The sequence below is a fragment of the Epilithonimonas sp. UC225_85 genome (assembly GCF_042695135.1).
Lineage (GTDB): Bacteria > Bacteroidota > Bacteroidia > Flavobacteriales > Weeksellaceae > Epilithonimonas.
Genome location: NZ_CP170547.1, coordinates 216,539 through 240,081 on the forward strand (window position 1 = coordinate 216,539; position 23,543 = coordinate 240,081).

Annotated in this window: 20 protein-coding genes and 1 pseudogene; 11 read left to right on the forward strand and 10 right to left on the reverse strand. The window is 36.9% G+C overall.

Features of this window, described 5'->3' with window-relative positions; all coding sequences use genetic code 11:
• Positions 1-22: 22 nt before the first annotated feature.
• Genes ACFJGY_RS01105 through mraZ form a run of 4 tightly spaced genes read right to left on the reverse strand, consistent with a single transcriptional unit; the run spans position 23 to position 3,841 of the window.
• Positions 23-2,017, reverse strand: coding sequence for a penicillin-binding transpeptidase domain-containing protein (locus ACFJGY_RS01105; RefSeq protein WP_379967043.1), 1,995 nt, complete (start codon positions 2,015-2,017; stop codon positions 23-25).
• Positions 2,001-2,363, reverse strand: coding sequence for an FtsL-like putative cell division protein (locus ACFJGY_RS01110; RefSeq protein ID WP_379967046.1), 363 nt, complete (start codon positions 2,361-2,363; stop codon positions 2,001-2,003). The genes ACFJGY_RS01105 and ACFJGY_RS01110 overlap by 17 nt, the downstream gene beginning before the upstream one ends.
• 58 nt (positions 2,364-2,421) lie before the next feature.
• Entirely contained in the window at positions 2,422-3,315 is an 894-nt protein-coding gene (gene rsmH, locus ACFJGY_RS01115) for a 16S rRNA (cytosine(1402)-N(4))-methyltransferase RsmH (protein WP_379967049.1), read from the reverse strand.
• Between the two features lie 49 nt (positions 3,316-3,364).
• The gene (mraZ, locus tag ACFJGY_RS01120; RefSeq protein WP_379967052.1) at positions 3,365-3,841 is read right to left on the reverse strand and encodes a division/cell wall cluster transcriptional repressor MraZ; all 477 of its coding nucleotides are present in this window, start codon (positions 3,839-3,841) and stop codon (positions 3,365-3,367) included.
• A gap of 248 nt (positions 3,842-4,089) precedes the next feature.
• Here mraZ and ACFJGY_RS01125 point away from each other — a divergent pair, with 248 nt between their 5' ends.
• The 9 genes from ACFJGY_RS01125 (at position 4,090) to ACFJGY_RS01165 (ending at position 13,147) form a co-directional block, all read left to right on the forward strand.
• Positions 4,090-4,716 carry an NAD(P)H-dependent oxidoreductase gene (locus tag ACFJGY_RS01125; RefSeq protein ID WP_379967055.1) on the forward strand — a complete coding sequence of 209 codons (627 nt, stop codon included), beginning with the start codon at positions 4,090-4,092 and terminating at the stop codon, positions 4,714-4,716.
• A gap of 24 nt (positions 4,717-4,740) precedes the next feature.
• On the forward strand, positions 4,741-4,965 hold the full coding sequence (locus tag ACFJGY_RS01130) for a hypothetical protein (RefSeq protein ID WP_379967058.1): 225 nt from the start codon (positions 4,741-4,743) through the stop codon (positions 4,963-4,965).
• Positions 4,965-5,258, forward strand: a complete 294-nt coding sequence (locus ACFJGY_RS01135; protein ID WP_379967061.1) for a type II toxin-antitoxin system RelE/ParE family toxin — start codon at positions 4,965-4,967, stop codon at positions 5,256-5,258. The genes ACFJGY_RS01130 and ACFJGY_RS01135 overlap by 1 nt, the downstream gene beginning before the upstream one ends.
• Positions 5,259-5,295: 37 nt before the next feature.
• On the forward strand, positions 5,296-6,894 hold the full coding sequence (nadB, locus tag ACFJGY_RS01140; RefSeq protein WP_379967064.1) for an L-aspartate oxidase: 1,599 nt from the start codon (positions 5,296-5,298) through the stop codon (positions 6,892-6,894).
• A gap of 1 nt (position 6,895) precedes the next feature.
• Positions 6,896-7,759, forward strand: a complete 864-nt coding sequence (gene nadC / locus ACFJGY_RS01145) for a carboxylating nicotinate-nucleotide diphosphorylase (RefSeq protein ID WP_379967067.1) — start codon at positions 6,896-6,898, stop codon at positions 7,757-7,759.
• A 60-nt stretch (positions 7,760-7,819) separates the two neighbouring features.
• Positions 7,820-10,522, forward strand: coding sequence for a TonB-dependent receptor (locus ACFJGY_RS01150; RefSeq protein WP_379967070.1), 2,703 nt, complete (start codon positions 7,820-7,822; stop codon positions 10,520-10,522).
• Between the two features lie 81 nt (positions 10,523-10,603).
• Positions 10,604-11,044, forward strand: a complete 441-nt coding sequence (locus ACFJGY_RS01155) for a hypothetical protein (RefSeq protein ID WP_379967073.1) — start codon at positions 10,604-10,606, stop codon at positions 11,042-11,044.
• Between the two features lie 62 nt (positions 11,045-11,106).
• Positions 11,107-12,096, forward strand: coding sequence for an aspartate-semialdehyde dehydrogenase (locus ACFJGY_RS01160; RefSeq protein ID WP_379967076.1), 990 nt, complete (start codon positions 11,107-11,109; stop codon positions 12,094-12,096).
• Between the two features lie 52 nt (positions 12,097-12,148).
• Positions 12,149-13,147, forward strand: coding sequence for a cation diffusion facilitator family transporter (locus tag ACFJGY_RS01165; RefSeq protein WP_379967079.1), 999 nt, complete (start codon positions 12,149-12,151; stop codon positions 13,145-13,147).
• A gap of 33 nt (positions 13,148-13,180) precedes the next feature.
• On the opposite strand, the gene ACFJGY_RS01170 is transcribed toward ACFJGY_RS01165, so the two are convergent.
• The 3 genes from ACFJGY_RS01170 to xrtF all read right to left on the reverse strand — a co-directional run bounded on the left by ACFJGY_RS01170 (position 13,181) and on the right by xrtF (position 15,799).
• A complete protein-coding gene (locus ACFJGY_RS01170) occupies positions 13,181-14,386 on the reverse strand; it encodes a hypothetical protein (protein WP_379967082.1) in 1,206 nt (401 codons plus the stop codon).
• A gap of 76 nt (positions 14,387-14,462) precedes the next feature.
• Positions 14,463-14,885, reverse strand: coding sequence for an exosortase F system-associated protein (locus tag ACFJGY_RS01175; protein WP_379967085.1), 423 nt, complete (start codon positions 14,883-14,885; stop codon positions 14,463-14,465).
• A gap of 383 nt (positions 14,886-15,268) precedes the next feature.
• A complete protein-coding gene (gene xrtF / locus ACFJGY_RS01180) occupies positions 15,269-15,799 on the reverse strand; it encodes an exosortase family protein XrtF (protein WP_379967088.1) in 531 nt (176 codons plus the stop codon).
• 56 nt (positions 15,800-15,855) lie between these two features.
• Between xrtF and ACFJGY_RS01185 the strand changes: the two genes are divergently transcribed.
• Complete coding sequence (locus tag ACFJGY_RS01185; protein WP_379967091.1) at positions 15,856-16,872, forward strand: aminoglycoside phosphotransferase family protein; 1,017 nt, start codon at positions 15,856-15,858, stop codon at positions 16,870-16,872.
• A gap of 225 nt (positions 16,873-17,097) precedes the next feature.
• On the opposite strand, the gene ACFJGY_RS01190 is transcribed toward ACFJGY_RS01185, so the two are convergent.
• On the reverse strand, positions 17,098-17,754 hold the full coding sequence (locus ACFJGY_RS01190; protein ID WP_379967094.1) for a C40 family peptidase: 657 nt from the start codon (positions 17,752-17,754) through the stop codon (positions 17,098-17,100).
• Between the two features lie 222 nt (positions 17,755-17,976).
• Positions 17,977-20,174: pseudogene (locus ACFJGY_RS01195) on the reverse strand (glutamine synthetase III).
• A gap of 348 nt (positions 20,175-20,522) precedes the next feature.
• Here ACFJGY_RS01195 and ACFJGY_RS01200 point away from each other — a divergent pair.
• A complete protein-coding gene (locus ACFJGY_RS01200; protein WP_379967097.1) occupies positions 20,523-22,190 on the forward strand; it encodes a DUF6909 family protein in 1,668 nt (555 codons plus the stop codon).
• A gap of 32 nt (positions 22,191-22,222) precedes the next feature.
• Here ACFJGY_RS01200 and ACFJGY_RS01205 read toward each other — a convergent pair whose 3' ends face one another.
• Positions 22,223-23,464, reverse strand: coding sequence for a DUF445 domain-containing protein (locus ACFJGY_RS01205; RefSeq protein WP_379967100.1), 1,242 nt, complete (start codon positions 23,462-23,464; stop codon positions 22,223-22,225).
• Positions 23,465-23,543 lie beyond the last annotated feature (79 nt).

Genomic DNA, 23,543 nt, shown 5'->3' on the forward strand with positions numbered 1-23,543 from the left:
GGAACGATTCCGTTTTTATATTTTAATTCTGAAGTTCCAGATATATTCTTTGATTTTTTCCGATGTAAGCGCCTTCCGCCGGAAACTGTCCTTTAATCTTGCCTACACCTTTGTAATCAACTCTATATCCCATATTTTCCAATTGTGGAATGATATTCTTACCAATCAGTCCAACCACATTTGGCATAGAATCTTTTCTGACACTTAGTTTTACATTTGGTTCCACCATTTTGCTGAGGTTGACTTTATGCTCTACAAGCATCTCTTTTTCAACATTAAGAGGTGTTTTCAGGAATGTTTTCCCTGCAATCTCTTTGAAAACCGGTGCTGAAACTGAACCTCCATAAAATCCTTTCGAAGTATCTGGCTGATTTACCACTACGATACACGTATATTTTGGATTATCTGCCGGATAAAATCCTGCGAAAGAAGCCTGATATTTCATCGGTCCGGGTTTCCAGTATTCAAATCTGGCTGTTCCTGTTTTACCGGCGATTTTTAAATTCGGCGTATAAATACTTCTTGCCGTTCCTTTTTCTACAGCTTTTGTCAAGGCATTGGTCATCATTGTAATTGCTTTTTCGGACGCCATTTTTTTGACCATTACTTCCGGTTTTGCCGTGTACAAAACGTTTCCGTCTTTCATGATTTTATCAATGAAAAGCGGTTTTACCATTCTCCCTTTGTTCGCAATTCCGTTATAAAATGTCACCAATTGTAACAATGGAAAACTTGAGGAATATCCGTAAGCCAAAGATGCCAAAGTTGCTTTATTCCATCTTTTACTTTGTGGTGTCTGGATGGATGGTTTTGCAATTCCTGGTAATTCGATCTGCATCTTGTCAAACATTTTCCAGCGTTTCAAATGATCCAGAAACACTTCCGGTTTGTCTGCATAATGTGCCGTAATCAATTTTGCTGCACCGACATTGCTGGATTTTGCCAAAACATCACTCACATCATAAGTCCCACCGCCGTGGCCGTCTGTAATTCTTTGCCCGGCATAAGTCCAAATCCCGTTTCCGATGTTGACCTTCGTATTTTCATCAATAAAACCATCGTCCATCGCTGCCAGAAGTGAAACGGTCTTGAACGTTGATCCCGGTTCCTGTGCATCCTTTACGGTATAATTGTAAGCATCCGCATAGATTCCCGGTTCTGTTCTTCTAAGGTTTACCATCGCTCGGATTTTTCCGGTTCCGGTTTCCATTACAACAACACAACCATGATCAGCATCAAATTTTATCAATTGATTTTCTAAAGCTGTATGTGCAATATCCTGAATCCTGAGATCTAAGGTTGTGAAAACATCCTGACCATCTACCGGCTCCTGAACTTTCCAGTAATCGATTGGTTTCCATTGAGAAGAGTTGATTCTTTGCTCTAGCCGTTTTCCGTCAATTCCCGTTAAGAATTTGCTAAAAGCACCTTCCAGTCCGGATTTTGATTCACCATTATCAGCTCCTATTGTTCCCGCACCAATCTGGACTGTTGCCAGTTCTCTGTGAAAATTTCTTTCTACGATGAAACCGCCTTTGTTCTTTCCTTTAATGAAAATTGGAAAATGTCTGATTCTGTCATACTCATCGAAATCTAAACCTTTTGCCAGGGGATAATATTGGTTATTTTTCTTGTTCTGGGCGTCTAATTTTGCACGGAAATAACTTCTTGGTTTGTCAAACATTTTACTGAGAGAATCCGTCAACACCGCTACATTGTTGGAATAAATGGTATCTCTCATCGATTTAAAATCCAGATAGATGTCATAACGCATCACTGTTGTCGCCAAGATAGAACCATCAGACGCATATAGATTTCCGCGAGCCGCTTTCAAAGTCGCTTCACGGTAATTTTTGCTGATATAATTATCCTCAAACTCCTGAACATTAGTATTTTGAAGAACTAGAATTCTCGTTAAAAAAACAACAAACAGAACAAAGGCCCCTAAAACAAAAAGGTAGCCCCACTTGAGTGCGTTGGCCCGTTTCTTTTCGTAATCGTTATTCTGACTTCTCATTGGTGCTGTCTAGTTTTATCAATAATTTTAGCGGATGACTGTCCAAACTCACCAGTGAATCCTCGACCATTTCTTTTCCCAGCTCGGATTCCATTCTTATTTTTATCAGTCTGCTTTGTGCATAAGCATTTCTGGATTTGTACTCTTCTGTCTCTTCTTTCAGCTTGTTAACTGTTTCGATTTTTGTATTGACGTGGTGATTTGTGTAAATCATAACCAGCAACAATCCGAAAATAAACAGGAAATATTTGTAATGCGCTCTTACCTCATCACGGTTAAGAAAATTCCCTTTTATGATGTCCATAAAAGTGAGTTTCTTCTGTTTGCTTTGAGTTAATTTTGCCATTCTCTTTAAGTTTTTAGTTTTTGGCATCATCTAAAAACCAAAAACCAGTAACCAAAAACTATAATTTTGTTCCTATTCTCATTTTTGCGCTTCTTGCACGCGAGTTCTCTTCTATTTCTGCATCATCCGGAATGATTGCTTTCGTTTTCAATAATTCGAAAGTCTTCTTGTAATTTCCGTAAATATCACGTGGAGGTTCACCCTCAAACATTCCGTTTTTCAAAAATCTTTTTACCAATCTGTCTTCTAATGAGTGGTAAGAAATCATTACCAATCGACCTTCCGGTTTCAAAATCTTGTAAGACTGTACTAATAATTCCTTTAAAACTTCCAATTCCTGATTCACTTCAATTCTGATTGCCTGAAAAATCTGAGCAAAGAATTTATTCTGTTTAAAAGCCGGGATATAACTGAAAAGTGCTTTCAGTTCATCCGTTGTATTGATCTTTTTAATTTTTCTGTGATGAACGATTTCTCTGGCTAACTTTCTGGATTCTCTCAGCTCACCATAATTATATAATACGTTGGCGAGATCTTCCTCTTCATATTCATTAATGATTTTCTTAGCATCAAGACCTTGCATTACATTCATTCTCATGTCGAGTGGCGCATTGCTTCTGATAGAAAATCCACGCTCCGCTTCATCAAACTGATGGGAAGAAACGCCCAAATCTGCCAAAATCCCATCAACGCCAGTTACGCCATAAGCCAATAATGAATTCTCTAAAAACCTGAAATTCTGATTGATCAAAGTGAACCTAGGATCATCAATATTATTTTTCAAAGCATCAAGATCCTGATCAAAAGCATACAACTTTCCTTTTTCCGAAAGTCTGCTTAGGATTTCTTTGGAATGTCCGCCCCCACCGAAAGTGCAGTCCACATAGATTCCGTCCGGATTGGTTACCAGACCATCTACACTTTGTTTCAGCAAGACAGGATTATGATACATAAGATAGTTTTTAGTTGATAGTTGTCAGTTGACAGCTTTTTTTTCTTGGTTATTCTTGGTTCTTAAAATCTTCAGAATCCAGGTTTCCCATTACGTCTTCTGCGAGATTTGCGAAATCAATTTCGCTTACTGCAATCACTTGTTCGTAAGACTCTTTGTCCCAGATCTCAAACAATTCGCCGGCACTTGTAATGACAATTTCTTTGTTGAGGTTTGCAAACTGCGTCAGATCTTTGCTGATCTGCAAACGGCCAACATTGTCCATCTCCACGGTTTTTACACCAGCTGTAAACATTCTGATGAAATCTGCATTTTTCTTCACGAAACGGTTGAGGGCATTTATCTTTGCCATCAGTTTGTCCCACGGTGCCATTGGATAGACTTCCAGACATTTTTGGAACACCGAACGCTTGATTATAAATGGCTGATCTGCAAAATGTTCCATCTGCTTCGTCAGCGAAGCAGGCAGTTTGATGCGCCCTTTGTCATCTATTTTGCACTCGTATGTTCCAATGAAGTTTTTCATTTGGAGCAAATTTATATAAATTTTTACCACTTTTTACCACTTTTACCCACAATTGTAGTTAATGTTTATAACTTTTTGATTTAAGGACAGTATTGGCTAATGATTTGATTTAAAATAGATTAAAATGAATTATTACAAAAACCTTTGTCATAAAGCCTTTGCAATGAATGATTTAAAAAATCCGGTTAGAAATGTTTCATTATATAAAATGATTCTAACTAAAATATCTAATTACCTATATTTGTTATATGAACTATTTGGAAGCACTCAACTGGCGATATTCTGTAAAAAGATTTAATGGAAATAAGATTCCTTCGGAAAAACTTCATTCCATTTTGGAAGCAGGTCGACTTTCTGTCAGCTCTTTAGGTTTGCAGCCATACCATCTCTTGGTAGTTGAGAATAATGAGACGATTCAAAAGTTAATTCCGGCCTTTTACAATCCATCTCAGATCTCTACTTGTTCACATTTGATTGCTTTGGTTTCTAAGACCAATATTAATAAGGAATATGTCGATAATTATTTCAGTCATATTATTAATGAACGCGGTGTGACTCTGGAACAACTATCGGCTTTCCGAAATAACATTAATTCACTTTTGGAAACTCAGACTCAGAAAGAACTGGAAAGCTGGTCGGAAAAACAGAGCTACATTGTGCTGGGTTCTTTGATAATGGCAGCTGCACTGGAAAATATTGATACCTGCCCGATGGAAGGTTTCAAATCTGAAATAATTGATGACGTTTTGAAAATTGATAAAGAAAATGAAAAAATCGCCGTTGTCCTCGCTTTAGGTTATCGTGCGGAAGACGATAATTTTCAGAATTTCAAAAAAGTAAGAAAACCTGCGGATAAGTTCATCAAATTTCTGTAATTTTAATTTTAAATTCAAGATAAAATGAATGCAATCAGACAAATCGTGGAAGTAAAAGACCACAAATTGAATATCGAACTTCCCGAAAATTTTGACTCTGAATATGCAGAAGTAATCATTTTCGCAAAGGATGAAAGTTTTGATTTTGAGATTCCTGAAGAGGAAAAGGAATTAATGCGAGAAAGAGTCAGAAATGCAAAACCAGAGAATTTTGTAGCTTGGCGTGACGTCAGAGGCAAATATTTGTAATGTTTGAAGTTAAACTCACAGATGAAGCCTTAGCCGATTTAGATTTGGTTGACGACTTCTATTCTAATATTTCATTTGAACTTGGAATTAAATTTTTAGAGCATTTTGACGATTGTCTTTTGCAATTAGAAAATATTCCATTTTTCCAAATCCGATATGATGAAATTAGAATTAGACAAATAAGAAAATTCCCTGTACTTCTGCATTATATTCTTTATGAAAGCACGAAAACTGTAGTTATTTTCGGTATTCGTTTTGCTAAATCTGACCCTGAAAATTATCCTTCAATTTAAATTCTTATTTTTAATCTTACAATTTCATATATATAAAATGATAAAAACAGACGTTCTCGTAATCGGTTCCGGAATCTCGGGTTTATCTTACGCCATCAAAATATCCGAACAATTACCAGAAACAAAGATCATCATCGTAACTAAAGGAAACGAAGATGAAAGCAATACAAAATACGCTCAAGGTGGATTAGCTGTTGTCACAGATTTTTCCAAAGATAATTTCCAAAAACATATAGACGACACATTACGGGCAGGCGATTACATCAATGATCCCGAGATCGTGAGAACTGTAGTTGAAGAAGCACCACTCAGGTTCAATGAAATTGTGGAATGGGGCGCGAAATTTGACCAGGAAAAAGGTCAGTATTCACTTGGAAGGGAAGGCGGACATACTGAAAACCGAATAGTTCATCATAAAGACATCACAGGTTTTGAGATTGAAAGAGCACTTTTGGAAACGATTAAAAACTCTCCGAATATCGAAATGCTGGCGCACCATTACGTCATCGACCTTATCACGCAGCACCACGTTCCCGGAAAAAAAGTTGAAAAAGAAAATATCGATTGTTACGGCGCCTATATCCTGGACGAGGAAAATAAAAAAATAAAAAAAATCACTGCCAAAATCACTTTGGTGGCAACCGGAGGCGCAGGTCACGTTTATAAAAACACAACCAATCCAATCATCGCAACAGGAGACGGAATTGCTTTTGTTCACAGAGCGCACGGCAAGGTTTCCAATATGCAGTATTACCAATTTCATCCAACGGCAATGTATTCCAAACGTGACGGAATGTTGTTTTTAATTTCCGAAGCTGTTCGTGGCGATGGTGCAAAACTGAGAACGAAATCCGGCAAACCCTTTATGCAGAAATACGATGAGCGCGAAGAATTAGCTTCCCGGGATATTGTTGCAAGAGGAATTGACAATGAATTGAAAATAAGCGGAGACGATTATGTTGGATTGGATTGCCGGGAAATGGATAAGGAAAAATTCATTCATCATTTCCCAAATATCTATCAGAAATGTATGGATGAAGGCATCGACCCGATGAAGGAACTGATTCCCGTAGTTCCGGCCTGTCATTATCTTATGGGCGGAATTGATACTGACAAAGAAGGACAATCCTCCATTAAAAATCTTTTTGCGGTTGGAGAATGTACCAATTCCGGACTTCACGGCGCGAACAGATTAGCATCGAATTCTTTATTGGAAGGTTTGGTTTTCGGTCATAATGCAGCAATGAAAACAGTTGAATTATTAAAGGAAAATGATTTCAACTTCGATGACCTGAAAGCCGTTCCGGAATGGAATGAAGAGGGAATGAAAATGATGGACGAAATGGTGCTTGTCACGTATATGAGGAAACAACTTCAAGAAATGATGAGTGATCTGGTTGCCATCGTAAGAAGCAATGCAAGACTGGAACTCGCCAAGAAAAAACAACGCGAAATCTATGAAGCTGTGACGGAACTTTATAATTATTCCATACTTTCGCCGCAACTTTCTGAGTTGAGGAATCTCGTAAATGTGTCTTACCTTATTATCAAGCATTCTCTTGAAATGAAAGAAAATAAAGGTGCATTTTACAATAAAGATCTGGCTACGAAACCATTATTGATCAAAGAAAATTAAAATGAAAAGACCATCATACGCCAACGATAAAGTTTTAAAAGAATTCATCAGAACCGCTTTGGAAGAGGACATTCAAAATGGTGATCATTCTACACTCTCTACTATTCCGAAAGATCTGGAACAGAAAGCACAACTTATTGTTAAAGAAAATTGCATCCTTGCAGGAGTAGAATTAGCTGAAATTATTTTTAAAAATTTTGATAAAAATCTGAAATTGGAAGTCTTTATTAAAGATGGAGAATCTGCAAAGAAAGGGGACATTGCATTTGTAGTTACCGGAAAAGCGAGATCCATACTCTCAACAGAAAGACTGGTTCTGAATTGCATGCAAAGAATGAGCGGCATCGCAACAATGACACACGATTGGGATTCCAGATTGATTGGCACAAAGACAAAACTGCTTGACACAAGAAAGACCACCCCTAATTTCCGGGTTTGTGAAAAATGGGCAGTTGCCATTGGCGGCGGAACCAACCACCGATATGGTCTATACGATATGATAATGCTGAAAGACAATCACATCGATTATAACGGAAGCATCACCAATGCTGTTAAAATGGCAAAGGATTACATCAAGAAAAATAAACTTAAGCTTAAAATAGAGGTCGAAACCCGAAATCTGGAAGAGGTAAAAGAAGCCGTAAAATCTGGAGCCGACAGAGTGATGTTTGATAATATGCCTGTCGAAATGATGACGGAAGCCGTTAAAATTGTTAACGGAAAATCCGAGACCGAAGCATCTGGCGGAATTACGCGTGATATGTTAAATTCGGTGGCAAAAACCGGGGTCGATTTTATCTCTGCAGGTGCTTTGACCCACTCTTCAAGCAATATTGACCTGAGTCTCAAGGCATTAAAAATTTAACACTCTATTAACAGAACCTATTGATTTTTTTAAGACTTTTGCGGCATAAATCTTAAAGAAATGAAAATGTTATCGAAAAAACCGGCATTTGTGTTAATGCTGACCATGAGTACGGCAAGTTTCTACTTTGCTCAATCGACTCAAGATACGCTTACAAAAGACAACGAAATTGAACAAGTTGTAATAACAGGAGTTGCTGATATCGCTAAAGATAGAAAGACTCCTGTTGCTGTTTCTACCATCAAGGAAGCGCAGATTGTCGAAAAAATGGGAAATCAGGAATTCCCTGAAATCTTAAACTCAACGCCTTCTGTATATTCAACAAAAGGTGGTGGAGGTTTTGGAGACGGTAAAACTGTTATCCGAGGATTTACCCAAGAAAATATTGCTGTCATGGTTAATGGTATGCCTGTAAACGATATGGAAAACGGGGCAGTTTATTGGAGTAACTGGTCCGGACTTTCTGATGTAACTTCTTCTATGCAAGTTCAAAGGGGTTTAGGTTCTTCTAAATTAGCCATTGCTTCTGTGGGAGGTACTATTAACATTTTGACTAGAGCTGCTGATAAAAAGCAAGGAGCTGTGGTATCTATTGGTGTCGGAAATGACGATTTTCACAAATCTTTATTCGCTTACAACAGTGGTAAATCTCAAACAGGCTGGGCAACATCTTTCTTGATGAGCAGAACTGCAGGAAGTATGTATGCAGATGGAACACAGTTTGAAGGTTACAATTATTACTGGGCTTTAGGTTACCAAAAAGGAAAGCACGATTTTCAATTCACGATTACCGGGGCACCGCAATGGCATAATCAAAGATCAACTTATTCAACTATACAAAATTACATCAGATACAACCCAGATAATAACGGAGATCCAAACATAAAGTACAATCCGGATTGGGGATGGAGAGACGGAGAAGTACTTTCTAACCGCGTAAACTATTATCATAAGCCAATTTTATCTCTTAACTGGGATTGGAAAATTTCTGAAAAATCCAAATTAAACTCTGTATTCTATGGATCTTTTGGTAGAGGTGGAGGAACAGGTGATTTAGGAAGCGTAAGAACAATAGCACCCGGCACAACCACTGCGGCTAACTATAATATAACATCATATCCTAGAACTACGGACGGGCAGATAAATTATGACGGGATATTTGCTGCAAATGCTGCTATTAATTTGAATACTGCGGGCGCTTCAAGTACATTGATTAGGAGATCGTCTATCAATTCACATAACTGGTTTGGAACTATTATTAGCTTCAATCATAAGATTAACGATAATTTTAATTTTACAATCGGTACAGATGACAGATATTACTATGGATATCACTACCAAGTAGCTTCTGATCTTTATGGAGCCGGAGGTTACAAGGACGCAACAAATCAAAATTTCTATACAGCGCCTGGAAATGTTTATACAGCTACTCCAAGAACTGTGACTAATACTTTTGCACCTAAACCAAACTGGAATCCTTTTGGAGGAAAAATTAACAATCAAGATGATATGATTGGTTACAACAACGATGGTGAAGTTCTATGGTATGGTGGTTTTGGACAATTAGAATATTCTAATGAAAAATTGTCTGCATTTGTATCCGGAGCATTATCAAACCAGTCTTTCCAAAGAATTGACAGTTTCATCATTGACGGTGTTACTTTACTTAATGGACAGAAGGCAGGTTTCGCAACATCTGCAACCAACCCGACTATTATCCAGGCGACAGCAGCTAATCCAGCTTTGAATACAAAAACAGGCTTTAAAGACATAGTTGGTTACAATGCAAAAGCTGGTGCAAATTATAATATAAACGATCATCATAATGTATTTGCAAATATTGGTTATTACTCCAAACAGCCATTCTTAAATGCAGTTTATCCAAACAATAAAAACTTTTTAAATCCTAATCTTACCAATGAAAAGATTTTTGGTATAGAAGCTGGATATGGGTTCCGTTCAGGCATCTTCAATGCAAATGTAAATATTTACAGAACTTCATGGAAAGATAGATTCCAAAGAAGAAGTAATATTTCATTAACTTACCCTGACCCAAGTAATCCTGCAAATACCATAAGTACTACATCGGCTTACGCAAACATTCAGGGAATTACAGAAATCCATCAAGGAGCAGAATTGGAACTTACTGCAAATGTTCATAAGATGTTATCTTTAACAGGTATGATATCTGTGGGAGATTATTACTATGAAGGAAATGCACAGGGTAACTTATTTACGGAGACAAATGAGCAGATCGGTTCAGATTCTCAAACTTTATATTTGGACAAAGTAAAAGTAGGCGGTTCTGCACAACAGACTGCTGCCGTAGGATTTGTTTTCAAACCGACAGATTGGGTAAGCTTAGATGCTAATTATAGAGGAGCAAAAAATCTTTATGCTAATTTGAATCTTCTTAATTTCGGAACAGAAAGAGCAGGACAAAATGGAGCTCTTGAGCTTCCAACTTTTGGATTGGTGGATCTAGGTCTTACTTTTAAAATAAAACTGAACGATCCTAAGCAATTCTTCACCTTGAGAGGTAATATTTACAACTTGTTAGACAAAGTATATATTGCTGAGTCTAATACAAATGTATTAGCAAATCTAACTCAAGATGATTTTAAAACAAGCACTGGAGCGAATGATACAGCGGCATTTGCAGCTTATCAAGCAATTCCTACTTGGAATGGCGTTAAACAATCCAATCAGGTTTACTTCGGTTACGGAAGAACCTGGGCGGCTACATTGTCATTCAACTTCTAAAACAATTAATACTTTTAATTATAACTCAAATCCCGGCTATCTGTCGGGATTTTTTTATCTTTGTCATTCTAAAATCTGAATATGGACTTTTTTAAAATTTTTCTTAGTGCTCACAAAGGTTTTGCTTACCTGGAGCTTGCGCTGGTAGCAGCATTTTTGGTATTCTTATTAGTCACTATGTTTGGCTATAGCGGCAAAATATCTAAAGCTTATAGAAAAGTAACGCTTTTCACAATGATCTTCTTCCACGTTCAGTTTCTGGTGGGAGTTTCTTTATTATTTATTTTCTCGCCAGGCTTCAAAGCTGCCTTGGATGCAGGAACCTTGATGAAAGATCCTTACTCAAGATTCCAGTATGTGGAACACCCTTTTTCTATGTTGATCGCAGCGGTTATTATGACCATCATCAACAAGAAAGTAAAATCAAACGAAAAATTAACGATTCCTGTTGTATCATTAGGAGTAGTAGCGGTTGCACTTTTCGTGTTCGCATTTCCTTGGGCAAGAGTTTTCGGAGCTTAAATTATTTTAATAAAACACAATTCACTTATCGATTATCATTAATCATTAATTACTTATAAACAATGAAAGTAGCTGTAGTAGGCGCAACCGGAATGGTTGGACAAGTTATGCTGAGAGTTTTGGAAGAAAGAAATCTTCCCATTACCGAATTAATTCCTGTAGCATCAGAGAGATCTGTTGGCAACAAGGTCAAGTACAAGGACAAGGAATTCACTATCGTTAGCATGGACGACGCTATTGCAGCCAAACCCGAGATCGCCATCTTTTCTGCTGGAGGAAATACATCATTGGAATTTGCACCTAAATTTGCAGAAGTTGGAACCGTTGTTATAGACAATTCTTCTGCGTGGAGAATGGATCCAACCAAAAAATTGGTAGTCCCGGAAATCAACGCAAATGTTCTGACGAAAGAAGACAAGATCATCGCCAACCCAAATTGTTCTACAATCCAACTGGTAATGGTTCTTCACCCTCTGAATCAGAAATACGATATCAAAAGAGTTGTGGTTTCTACTTATCAATCTGTTACAGGAACTGGTAAAGCAGCGGTAGATCAATTGAATGCCGAAATAAAAGGCGAAAGTCCTGAGAAAGTTTATCCTTACCAAATCTTCAAAAATGCATTACCGCATTGCGATGTTTTTTCGGATGATGATTATACAAAGGAAGAAATCAAATTGATGAAAGAGCCTAAGAAAATTATGGGCGACGACACATTTAATTTGACAGCAACAGCCGTAAGAGTTCCCGTACAAGGCGGACATTCTGAAAGTGTGAATATAGAATTTGAGAATGAATTTGATCTTGATGAGGTTAGAAAAATCCTTTCCGAAACTTCTGGCGTAACACTTCAGGATGATGTGAAAAATAACGAATATCCAATGCCATTATATTCCGAAGGGAAAGATGATGTTTTTGTAGGAAGAATCAGACGGGATCTCTCCCAGCCGAAAACGCTCAACCTCTGGATCGTGGCAGACAATCTGCGAAAAGGCGCTGCTACAAATGCAGTTCAGATCGCAGAATATCTGGTAGCAAACAACTTAGTTTAAACTAACAAAAATCAAAGAATCTTCGAAAACCTCGAAGATTCTTTTTTTAGCAATGGAAAAAAGCAAAGAACAAAACTCCAGTATTGCATTTCAGAAATGGATCGCGGCTGTTGGCATTATCCTTTTTATCGGTAAAATAACCGCGTGGAAACTGACGAATTCCGACTCGGTTTTTTCCGATGCGATGGAAAGCATTGTGAATATCATCAGTGCTTTTCTTGGTCTTTACGCCTTATATCTTGGCGGAAAACCCCGCGATGAGAATCATCCTTACGGCCACGGAAAAGTGGAATTTGTAACCTCGGCTATCGAAGGCTCTCTCATCAGCATTGCAGGAATAATGATTATTTATGAAGGCACCAATAGTTTGATCTCAGGAAAAATTCTTAATAAAATAGATTGGGGAATCTGGATCATTGCGGCAACTGCTATTGCCAATTATGTCTTGGGATATATTTCTATACGGAAAGGAAAAGCGGAAAATTCTATCGTATTGATTTCTTCCGGAAAACATCTGCAGTCCGATACTTTTTCGACTTTGGGTGTGGTTGTCAGTTTGGTTTTGGTTTATTTTACGAAGCTGGTCTGGATAGATTCTGCTGTGGCTTTGACTTTAGGGTTTTACATTATTACAATTGGTTACAAAATCATCCGCCAATCTCTCAGCGGGATAATGGATGAAGCTGACCCTGCAATGTTGGGAAGATTAGCCGAATTCCTTAATGAAAACCGAAAAGCGGAATGGATTGATGTTCATAATATGAAAATCCAGCAATTTGGAAGCCGCCTTCATATTGATGCGCACATCACTTTGCCTTGGTATTTTGAACTGAGGACAGCGCACAATGAAATGGAAGAAATGATCAAAGAGATTGCAGAAAATACCGATAGAAGTGTTGAATTTAATTTTCATATGGACGATTGCAAACCCACTTCCTGCCCAATCTGCCAAATAAAAAACTGTCCTGTCCGCCAATTTGAATTTGCGAAAAAAGTAGAATGGAACGGCGAAAATATTTCTCAGCCGGATAAGCATACGGTAGAGAATTAATTCAAAAGCCTTCGGTTGATTTAACTTGAAATCTTAATACTCAAGGATCATCACCTGAAATTTTCCGGTAAATAAAGAATTCGCACTGGCTCCAACGTTCATCATGTAAATTCTGATCGTGCTGACATTGAGCAGCTTTGAAGATATCACACTGAAATTTGCATCAAAACTGCTATCCGGCGCAACATATACAACAGAATCTGTAGAACCTGGCTGATATGCAGGAGGAATTGGAACATCTATATATTCGGTTTTGCCATTGGGAATATTTATCAGAGAAAAGTTAGCTGATGTATTAAAGAGGGTTTGTTTTTTCTGCACCACTCCGTTTTGACCTAATTTGAAAGTTCCATTGACATCTAACTTTGCAGTGACATTCGGCGTACTTGTCCCTATTCCTACATTGGCATTGGCATTACCCAAAATAATTGCATTTGCCTGAGAAGTTGTCGCCTGATAGCCCACAGCAGTAGAATTTTGTCCGGTAGCCGATGCGCCAGATCCCAAAGCTGTAGAGTTCTGCCCGTTGGTGACTGTATTCAGACCCAAAGCCGTTTCTCCATTAGAATTGGTCTTGGCATTATTCCCGACTGCAACAGACTGGTAGCCGGCAGCATTAGCAAAATTACCCAATGAACTGGCTTCATTAGCATTCGCCTGAGCATTAACTCCCACGGCAAGCGACCTGTAACTAACTGCCTTAGAGTTTATTCCAATCGAAGTTGCTTCATTACCGGAAGATTGGGAACCCATTCCTACGGCTAGCGCCTGGTAGGCCGCACTGGAATTTTCTCCGATATTAATGGCTCCATTTGTACTCAGACGTTGTGTTATTTTATTGTTGGTTTTGATAACAAAATCATCACTGGATGATGTTCCTATAGATAAATTAGTGGCCGAGCCTGCGAAATTACCAACATTATCTCCTGTTGTTTTCCAGGCATCTGAAAGTGATATTGAGGAATTGCTGATGAAATTCCACTTGTTATCATTCCAATAAAAAAATCCTTTAGTGGCCAGACTTCCGGATCCGTTATTCCAGACTAATAATCCCGTGGGTGGAGATGGGACCGTGACATTATCCGTAATAGAGTTAAGTGCAACTCTTGTCATTAAAAAGCCTTTGTTTGTGCTTTCAAGATGTAACATGGCCGCAGGATCTGGCATTGATGTGCCAATTCCGACTTGCCCCTTATACGCTCCTATAGAGCATATAAGGATTAAAATTATTTTTTTCATCGATTTGTGTGTTAGTTTGAAGTTAAAATAATAAACCAAAAAACTAATACAAATATAATTTTTTTAACGTAAAAAACTAATCTTTAATTCTATTTCGATAATAAAAAATGGGAACAATCAGCAAAAGCGTCAGTGGTTGGATAACAAACCTCCTGATATAGAAGGAAAACAAGTATCCAAACTGGAATTTGTCATAGATACAGAACAGATAGATCGGGAAAATAATTACAAAAATTAAGACAATAAGAACAAAAGCCTGCTTCGTCCATTCTCTATTCTGGAAAAGAAAATGAATAATCCATAGTGAAAAGAAGGCATTAAGCCCAAATCTAAAAAGATAAGAGAAAATTAACTTCCCCCAATGAAAATCCGGGAAAATGGCACTATGGTCTGCAGATTTGAAGAACATCAGGAAAGGATCATAAAAAACCATGTCTTCTAATACCCTGATTCCAATCAATCCTAGAATGCCTAATAAAACAAAAAAATACCTAAGCATTTCTCAAATTATTAGAGCATTGCAAAATCGTGATAAAAACAATCATCTTTTATAAAAATTTAATCGTGAAAAAAAATAATTTCGTGACAACTTTAACTTTACAGTTAAAGCACAAAATCAATAATCATTCAAAAAGGTTGAAATTTTTAAAAAAAGAATCGTAAAGTTCTTGGATCCGCTTGATTCAAAAAGGAATTATTGAAAACGGTTATTGGGATGATAAATTTATTTTTCATTGTCAATGTGTGTGTTAGGCGATAAAATTACAAAATAAAAAATAACTACTGTCTGTTTTACCTGGAAAATTTTGCCGGAAAAAACAAAAGACGAAAATCAATTGAATTTCGTCTTTTTATGCTTATTTAATTTTAATTCAAATTAGCTTACGTATTTTCTTTCTTTTTAAGCGCAAAAAACTGGATCCAAACCAGCCAAAGCACGATCACTCCTCCGTAAATGATTGCCGGGAAAATATAATCGTGACCAATTTTTTCGTATTGAGGATATTTTATAAGAATGATATTAAGTAAGGTAATTCTTAAAACATTAAGGATATGAAGGATTATCAAACCTGCGAAGACGTATAAAAAAGTTTTAGCACCTTTATAAAAAGCAAAAATAAAAGCCGCAAAAAGAATCGCAACAGAAATCACGTTGCAGCCCTCTACCATTCGTGTTGTGTATTTTCCTGATGTTTGGAACAGGACACTGTGAAGCTTGAGATTATCAACCAAAACTGTCGGAAAACCAAAAATACTTTGTAAATAGCCAACCTGGTTTGCAACCCATCTCGTGAACGGATCGACGACATCATTTTCGTAATTATTAAGATATAACTGATAAAGCAGCACAAAAACGATATAGATGACGACAAATCGCAACAAAATCTTCAGAACCGGCAGAAAATCTTTCATAGTGTAAAAATACAATTTTTCGTGTTTCAAATTCTATTATTAATTAACTTTGTAATATGCAGCATCATCAGGAATTTTTCGAGGATTTTTCAGGAAACAAAGCCGATTCTTTTATTACACTTCCGCAGAGTGGATCTTCGAGGATTAATTATATTGCTTCTTCCAAAGGAAAAAAATATGTTGTTACGTACAACGAGAACATCCGTGAGAACGAAGCATTTTTCTATTTTTCAAATTTGTTTGATAGTTTGGATCTGAATACGCCAAAAGTTTTATTGATTAATGAAGAGAAAGATCTTTATGTACAAGAATTTCTTGGCGATAAAACTTTGTCAGAAATTATTTCGGGGGAAGACTTATCCGAACGTGTTAGAGATTTGGTAAAGAAAAGCCTGAAAGCACTTTTTAAACTTCAGAATAAAACTTTGGGCGTCGTCGATTTCAGTAATAGTTTTGAATACGAAAGCTATGATGATCTTCCGATAATGCACGATTTGTATTATTTCAAGAATTTTTTGGTTGATGTTCTTGAAATTGAATATCATAAATCGACTTTGTTAAAAGAATTCAGGAAAATATCGGGAATTATTCAGCAGCTTGAGCCAAAAGTCTTAATGATTCGGGATTTCCAGTCCAGAAATATTTTGGTGAATGAGAACGATGATGTTTTTTTTATCGATTACCAATCTGCGATGGAAGGTCCGGCTGCTTATGACGTGATCTCATTTCTTTATCAGGCAAAAGCGAACTTTCCTACTCATTTCAAAGAAGAAATGCTGGAATATTATCTATCTTTTTGGGGAAATGAGTCGAACAAAGAAACCCTCAAGAAATCTTTCAACTGGATGAAGATGATTCGTTTTCTGCAAGTTTTGGGCGCTTATGGATTCCGAGGATTGATCCAGAGAAAACCTCATTTTTTAGCAAGTCTTTTCCAGGGAATTGATAATATTTTTGAACTGAGTCAAAGCTGGAAAGAGATTTCTGATGAGTTTCCTGAATTGAATGCCGTGATTAAGAAATTAAAAACGCAGGATATCATGTTGAAAATTGAAGGGCTTATTATTGAATAATTTGTAATTTTAATGTCTTCGAGAGCCTCAGACTGGCAAAATTGCTTCCCTTTTGAAGCGGCATTCATTTTATTATTGTGGAAAATTTGTATTAATGCCTTGCCTCGTTCTCAATGACAAAAAATACAGCCGAAGCAGGATTAAGCTCACAAAAAATATTACTCTATTAAAAATAAAAACCTCAGAAATGAATTCTGAGGTTTTTTCTGAATATTTTCAGTCTCTCTAATTATTTAATACAGTTAATCTGTTCTCTCTGACAATTCGCTTTGCGAATCTGAATTTTGGTCCCCAATAGTTATCATCAAGAGATGAAACCATCACGCCTTTCGATGTTGCAGCGTGGATAAATTTAACTTGCCCATCAGCTGTCACTTCTTCTACAATCCCAACGTGTGAAATTCTGCTTCCTCTGTGAGAGAAGAAAACCAAGTCACCTTTTTGTAATTCGTTTCTTTCTACAGAATCACCTTCTTGTGATTGCTCTGCTGCGACTCTTGGAAGATCCATCCCTGCTGCTGCTCCAAACACAGACAATACAAATGCTGAACAGTCTATTCCGCTTCTGGAAGTTCCTCCGAACCTATAAGGTGTCCCTAAGTAACTTTCAGCTTCGGATAAGATATTATCGATCGTGTTGCTGTGGATGATTGCGTTTTCTATCGCAGATCTTTTGATGTAGTCGTTTGTGTTCGCAATAGAAGCTAAAACCTGTTGTCCTTGATTATCAGATTTTTTTGATACTGCTTTTACATCCAAAGATGCAAATTTGGCATCAGTTTTGTATGTTTGATTGTTAGAAACCACATAGTTGGAAACGCAAGATTGCAGTGAAAAAAATGTGGCGACAAATAAGAAATAAACTAGAACTCTTTTCTTCATATATATTTAATTATTTGTTAAACTTGAGTAGGTTTTTTGTGATTGCATAGCAAATTTAGCCATTACTCTTGGAAGGGTCTCCCAATTCAAACAGGACACTCTCCAGTTTAACATATTTTAACAATCTCAGGTAGAATGTTAAAGAAAAACAAACCGCAAAGCCTTTATTTAGACTTTGCGGTTTTATTTTTAGTTAAGATTTTTTAACGTTTTCGAGTTTGTCTATCTCGTAAATAACAATTCTCTATACTTTGTCATTGGCCAAAGCTCATCATCAACCATCATTTCCAAAGCGTCAGAAGCGTCTCTGATATTGTCAAATAAAGGCTTCACCTTGTTGCAATATTCCTCCGCCTGTTTCTGGCTTCCTGATGTATTTTTAGCTTTTTCTTTCGCTGTTAATAGTTCATCGACACCTAATTTAATAATTGAAACATTGCCTGAAATATCAGAAATAAGACTCAATTGTTCTTTTGCCAAAGTCTTGAATTCTTTCTCGCTGAAGATTTCTTTCAAACCTTTAACATTCTCAATCAATCTGTTTTGATAATTCAATGCAGCTGGAATAATGTGATTTCTTGCAATGTCTGCCAAAACTCTGGCTTCGATGTCGATCACTGTGGAATATTTCTCCAACTTGATCTCATTTCTAGCTTCGAACTCCCTGTGAGAATAGATTCCCAATTCTTCGTAAAGGTCAACGAATTTTTTATCTAATTCTTTTTTAAGCGCTTCAGGCGTCGTTTTTAGATTGTTCAAACCTCTTTTCTTAGCTTCTTTTGCCCAATCGTCAGAATACCCGTCACCTTCGAACATAATGTTCTTAGACTGCTTGATATATTCTCTAAGGATATTGAAAATTGCCTCATCTTTTTTAAGACCAGTCTCGATCAAAGCATCAACTTCAGTTTTAAAAGTTCTCAATTGTTTTGCAGCGATCACATTCATTACCGTCATTACTTCCGCACAGTTTGCAGAAGAACCAACCGCTCTGATCTCAAATTTGTTTCCTGTGAAGGCAAAAGGAGACGTTCTGTTTCTGTCGGTATTATCCAAAAGGATCTCAGGGATTTTTCCTACAACATTCAGTTTCAATTCTGTTTTTCTTCCGGAGATAATTTTCCGTCCGTTACTTTTTCCAATTCCTCAAGAACTCTGAACAACTGACTTCCGATAAATGCAGAAATAATTGCTGGTGGTGCTTCATTAGCTCCTAATCTGTGATCATTGCTTGCAGATGCAATTGATGCTCTTAATAGATCCGCATAATCGTGAACTGCTTTCAAAGTATTCACAAAGAAAGTCAGGAATTGAAGGTTTTTCTTTGGATTTTTTCCCGGACTCAAAAGATTTTCTCCTGTGTCTGTTCCAAGAGACCAGTTATTATGTTTTCCACTTCCGTTAACACCGGCAAATGGTTTTTCGTGAAATAAGATATGGAAATGGTGTTTGTGAGCAATTCTCGCCATAATATCCATCAATAATGAGTTGTGGTCAACCGCAACATTCGCTTCTTCAAACATTGGCGCCAACTCGAATTGATTTGGAGCAACCTCATTATGTCTTGTTGTTACAGGAATTCCCAACTTCATACATTCGATTTCCAATTCCTTCATAAAGTTCATAACTCTTGTAGGAATAGAACCGAAATAATGGTCATCCAGCTGTTGTCCTTTTGCAGGAGAATGTCCAAGCAAAGTTTTACCTGTCAAAACCAAATCCGGTCTTGATTGAAACAAAGCTGTATCTACCAGGAAATATTCCTGTTCCCAACCAAGAGTAGGAGAAACTTTTGAAACATTTTTATCAAAGTAAGACTTCATTACGTCCGTAGCAGCTTCGTCTACAGCGTTCAATGCTCTTAAAAGTGGTGTTTTATAATCTAAAGTCTCACCAGTGTAAGAAATAAAGATTGAAGGAATACACAATGTAGTTCCCATAATGAAAGCCGGAGAAGTCGGATCCCAAGCAGTATAACCTCTCGCTTCAAAAGTATTTCTGATTCCGCCATTCGGGAAAGAAGAAGCATCTGGCTCCTGCTGGATCAACATTCCGCCACTGAATCTCTCGATTGCTCTTCCACCTTCAATGGGAGTGAAGAAAGAATCGTGTTTCTCTGCAGTTGCTCCTGTCAAAGGCTGAAACCAGTGCGTGTAATGTGTTACACCTTTTGATAACGCCCAGTCTTTCATTGCAACAGCAACCTGATCAGCGATGTGTCTTTGGATTTTTGTTCCTTTTTTAGACGCTTCCATTAGTAGCTGGAAAGCATCTTTAGTAAGATATTCTCTCATTGTTTCTTCAGAGAATACGTTTTGACAAAACAATTCGGATAGTTTTGCAGGAACTTCTACGAAATTATCTTTTCTGTAATTTCTGAAAGGAAGCTCGGCTAAGGCTTTAAATCTTAATGTTGACATAAAATTTTGTTGTTTTAAACGGGGCAAATTTACAAAAAATATAAATCAAAATTAAATTACCCCTATAAAATTGCAATCAGATTTGTTAAAAATAATTTTAAATATTTGAACAACCCCTAAAACAAACAGGCTAATCAAATTCATTATTCAAAAACTTCATATTTTAAAATTGTTATTGAAATATGAATAAAATTTATTCTGAAAATTATTTTTCCGTATTAAGGAGAAAGTTTAATTTTAAAATCGATTATGAATTTCAAAACAAATAATTAACAAATTGATTATCAATAAATTAATCATTTAATTAAAATTTTGTATCTTCGCAGACTTTTATAAAAATTTTAATATATGGCAAATTCAAGAGCAAGAGAAACCACAGAAGCTATCGAAAGATTATATGTGTCTATGAGACATTTATTTTACAGAGGATTTTTCAAACCTTCAGGTGTTTCGGGCGAGTCATTAAGAAAACTCTTAATGGTCATCAATCCTGAAATCTATGGAAGTATGAGCATTCCTAATAAGATAGAACTGGACGGTTTACTTTATGTTCTTGACCGTCTTCCGGAAGGCATCGAGGAATGTTCTTTCATCCACCTGACTTCAGACGAAGGTTTTGACAAAGGTAGTTTTGAACCAATCGTCCCTAAGAAAAGACGTAGAAATTGCTACAGAATAGATGAACACCAGATGAACATCGAAGTTCTACTTGGTCGTTCCGAAATTTACGATATCCTGACTCACCTTACATTCTTATATCTCGAAGCTGACAAAATCAGAAACATCGGTTTTGATCTGAGCGAAGATGGCCGTCCAAGACGCATCTGGAAAATCATCGAAGAAGTTGCGAAAGGCGAGAAAAAACACAGCCGAAAAGAAAAAGAAGTGGCATTGATCCATCTTTCTTCTTTCTTGGGAAGAACGTTTGATGAAACGTTGAATGCTTATAACAGCTTCGGTGATGACAACAACCCTGACCGTTTGTTCAAAATTATCTATTGGCTTGGACAAGTAAGTTTGACCGATTGGAAAGAAATCAGCGAACGTGAAATCTATTTTTCATCAATCCTGCAAGAAAGAGTTGGCCATCACCTTTTCGGAGAGAAATGGGCGAATAAGATCAAGCAGATTTTGGTAGAAAACAACCTTCATATGCGTCCGCTTCACATCATCAGTGCTAATATGCACTCTGTGAAAAATATGTTATTCGCAAATGATGCACTAAGCAAAAAAGGCACTAAAGAAGTTGATTATAAATTATTCGCCGACATCAGTAATAAAAAAGATCTTCAAACCAAAGTTCTGGATCACGCCTTGAAAGAAGGAATGATCTACATTGATGACCACAGTGGAAGTAACATTGACGTTCAGATCATCGACCTTGCTAAGACTGAACTTAAGAATTCGGTTTTCGCAGGACAAAAATATAAAGGAGAAGACGTTATTTTGGTTTTCGATTATGCTTTCGGAGAACAAGCTTTTGAAGTAATGGACGAATTATTAAGACCTTACGAAGTCAATGGCGAAGTTTATATGATGAAAGTAAAATCGGTTTCCATTATGGGAAAAGCCGGAATCTTGACTGGCGGAAAAGGCGACATTATGATTCCAACGTCTCACATCTTTGAAGGAACGGCAGATAACTACACTTTCGAAAACGCTTTGAAATTGGATGATTTTCAAGACGATGAGATCAAAGCTTTTGAAGGACCAATGGTTACCGTTTTGGGTACATCGCTGCAAAACAAGGATATTTTGTCATACTTTATGACAACTTCCTGGAAAGCCATCGGACTGGAAATGGAAGGTGCGCATTATCAAAAAGCAATCCAGGTAGCGAGCAAAATCCGCCATCATATTTCTCCGGATTTGTTTGTAATGTATGCTTATTACGCTTCGGATAATCCTTTGGAAACGGGAAGTACACTATCTTCCGGTGGACTTGGATTGACTGGTGTGAAACCAACTTATATGATTACTCATAAAATTATCGAGAAAATTCTTGAACAGAAATAAAATTTGAAAGCCTCCGGATTTGGAGGCTTTATTTATATAAAATTCGCAACAGTATAGATAATCAAACCAACCAAACCGCCAACAATAGTTCCGTTGATCCGGATAAACTGAAGGTCTTTCCCGACTTCCAGTTCCAGCTTTCGGCTAAGTTCTTTTCCTTCCCAATTCCCAACGGTTGTACTGATTAATTCTCCGAAACCTTTGGTGTTTTTCAGAATGTATTTGTAAGCTGTTAATCGGACCCAACTATCAATTCTATTTTGGAATTGCTCATCATTTTGAAGATTGAAAACAAACTCGTCCAGGTTTTTTTTGATGTAATATTTTAGCCTGGAGTCTGGTTCCGATAATTCTTGCATTAAAGATGATTTCAAAGATTGCCAGATATCATTGGAATATTGATTGAGTTTTTCACCTTGCAGAAATTCAGATTTAATATTATCAAATTCCGATTCCCATTTTGCCTCTTCTTTCAATTCTTTTGAAAATTCGAAAATTTTATTGGTGATCTCCGTTCTTAATGGATGTTTTAAATTCTCTTCCACTTCCCGAAAATAATCGCTCAAACCTTTTGTTATTTTCTCTGATATTTTTGAATCCACAGATTTCGGAATGAAGAAGAAACTCTCCTTTTCAACTCTTTCAGAAACAATTTGCTGATTTTCTAGAATATAGTTTTTGATTTGAGAACTGAGTCCCGTTATCAATCTCTGATGATCATTTTTTGTTAAAAGATATTCGATTCCGTTTCCGATGATAGAATTGAGTTTGATTGAATCTGCCATTTCTTCAGCTTTATTCGTAATGAATTTCACCACGGTTTCGTCATCCAGTTTTTGAATAATATTAGTAAGGATTGATGACAATTCATTGATCAAAAGATTCTGATTTCTGCCTTTCGAAAGCCAGTCGCCTGCGTAAACCGAAACTTTTAGTTTAGCAATATAAGGACGAATATTCTGAGGCGAGAGAAAATTATCGACAACGAAATTTCCCAGATTGTCGCCAATTTTCTCCTTACTATTTTCAATCAAATTGGTGTGTGGAATTTTAATCCCCAAAGGATAATTGAATAATGCAGTCACAGCAAACCAATCTGCCAAAGCACCAACCATAGCCGCTTCTGAAAATGCACGTATATAACCAATCCAATGTGAATGATTTTGTTTCTGCAGAACAGTCATCGCCACAAACGTAATCGCCATCAGAATAAACAATCCTGTTGCAAGCATTTTGTGGTTCCGGAGCTGTTGTTTTTTTAAGTCATCATTCATAATACAGGAAATTCGAAAATCATTCCAAACAAATTTAGCCAAATTTTCAGGTGATGCGTTGAAAATCATACTATAAATT